The organism is Actinosynnema sp. ALI-1.44 (assembly GCF_001984155.1).
GTDB lineage: Bacteria > Actinomycetota > Actinomycetes > Mycobacteriales > Pseudonocardiaceae > Kibdelosporangium.
On record NZ_MTQO01000005.1, the window covers coordinates 1 to 2,545 of the forward strand.

Genomic DNA, 2,545 nt, shown 5'->3' on the forward strand with positions numbered 1-2,545 from the left:
GCCCCACGTCGCCGAGATCGACGAGAACATCACGAACTCGTCCACAGCCAAACTGGCCGTCGCCTCATCCAGGTACCTGGCACCGGCCGCCTTCGCACCCAACGCCGCCGCCAGACCTTCACGATCCGTGTCCTGGACTCGTGCCAGGAACGGCGTGTTCGCCGAATGCAACACCGTCGACAGGCCCGGCCCGGACTCCTGCACCCACGAGACCAGGCTCGCCACCTGCTCGCGCACCCCGAGATCGCACGACACGACCTCGACATCAGTCCCCGCACCCGCAACCGACGCGGCGAGCTCGGACACACCCGGCGCGGACGGACCAGAACGCGACGTCAACACAACCCGCTGGGTCTCGTGCTCAGCCAACCAAGGACCGATGCACACACCGATCGAACCCGTACCACCAGTCAGCAGAACCGTGCCACGCGGCGACCAACGACCGGCTTCCGCGCGACGCGCTTCGGCACGAACCAGCCTGCGCAGGAACACACCCGAAGACCGCACCGCGACCTGGTCCTCACCACCGTCCGCGAGCACCCTGGCCAGCCGGGCCCCGGAATCCGCGTTCACCACAGGCGGGAGGTCGACCAGGCCGCCCCAACGGTCCGGGTGCTCCAGACCGACAGCCCTGCCCAGACCCCACAGCTGAGCCTGGACGGGGCTTGTGGTCACCTCGTCCGGACCGACCTGGACCGCGCCTCGGGTCAGCACCCACAGCGGAGCCGTGGTCCCGGCCCTGCCCAACGCCTGGACCAACGCAAGCGTGTCGGCACTACCCCGGGGCACCCACGGGAACTCCTCGTCAGGCGACTCGTCCAAGGCCAGCAACGACACCACGCCGCTCAGATCCCCGGCCGCCGCGACGGCCTCGTCGAGACCGGTCAACGTCGTCCGGACCACTGTGGCGCCGTGATCGGTGAGCGAGTCGGCCACCACGGACACGTCCGGGGCGTCTCCGACGAGCAGCCATGTACCGGACAGGAGAGACGTGAGACCTCCGTCCGCCTGCTGCCAGGTGATCCGGTAGCGCCAGTCGTCGACTGACGGTTTCTTCGCAGCGCGTGGCTCCGGCCAGAACCTCCGCCGCTGGAACGCGTACGTCGGCAGCGCCACAACCGAGCCACTACCAAGGACCGCCGACCAGTCCACCGGAGCACCCTGGACGTATGCCTCGGCGAACGAACCAAGCAGCCGCTCAGCACCGCCCTCGTCACGGCGCAGCGTGCCGACTACCACTGTGCCGTCGACGTCTTCGGTCGCGTCGGCGACGGCGCCGGTCAGCACGGCGTGCGGTGACGTCTCCACGAACACGCCATAGCCGTTCGCGGCCAGAACCCGCACGGCACGGTCGAACTCCACCGTCTCCCGGAGCGACGAGTACCAGTAGGACGGGTCCATCTCCTGGCCCGACAACCACTCCCCGGTCAGCGCCGACACCATCGGCACCTGGGCCGCGCGTGGCTGAATTCCTTGCAGGACCTCGAGGATCTCCTCGCGCAGTTCGTCCACGTGTGCGCTGTGCGAGGCGTAATCCACCGGGATCATCCGCGCCCGAGGCGACTCACCACACAAGTCGGCCAACTCTCGCAACGCGTCCGCGTCGCCGGAGACCACGGTCGACGACGGCCCGTTGACCGCCGCGATCGACAACCGCTCGCCGTACGAAGCGATCCGCTGGCGGACGCCGTCGACCGGCTCGGCGATCGACAACATCCCGCCACGGCCAGCCAATGCCGTCAACATCTTGCTGCGCAGAGCCACAACCTTCGCGGCATCCTCCAGCGACAAGATCCCCGCAACGGCCGCGGCTGCGATTTCGCCCTGGGAGTGCCCGACCACAGCGTCTGGTCGCACCCCGGCTGCGTCCCACACAGCGGCGAGCGACACCATCACCGCCCACAACGCAGGCTGCACCACATCCGCAGCCTCAAACCCATGCCGCCCAGCAAGAACGTCATCCAGCTCCCAGTCCACATACGGCGACAAAGCCTCCGCACACTCAGCCAACCTCGCCGCGAACACCGGCGATGTCTCAGCCAGTTCACGGCCCATACCGACCCACTGACTGCCCTGACCCGGGAACACGAACACCGTTCGACCGACACCACTCGGAGCGACCGAGCCCGTGATCACACCTTGCGCAGGCTGGCCCGTGGCCACCGCCGCGAGACCGGCTGCGTATTCGGCACCGAGCACCACAGCTCGGTGGTCCAAAGCCGCCCGCGTCGAAGCCAACGACCAGGCCACATCGCTCGCTGACGTGTCCGGGCGCGCCAGCACGTACTCACGCAACCGGCCCGCCTGACCTGCAAGGGCTGCGGCACTGTGACCAGACACCACCCATGCCGGTGCCTGTGGCGCGAGCACGGGCGCCGTCGCTTCGATCGTCTGGACCGGGCTGCTCTGGGGTGCTTCTTCCAGGATGACGTGGACGTTGGTCCCGCTCACCCCGAACGCCGACACACCAGCCCGACGCGGACGATCACCCGCAGACCACTCGACCGCGTCCTGCAACAGCCGCACATTCCCGGACTCCCAGTCC

General features: G+C 68.5%; 1 protein-coding gene. It reads right to left on the reverse strand.

Annotation, left to right across the window (positions count from 1 at the left end; translation table 11 throughout):
- On the reverse strand, positions 1-2,545 hold a 2,545-nt coding region (locus ALI144C_RS00035; protein WP_143230275.1), incomplete at both ends, for an acyltransferase domain-containing protein.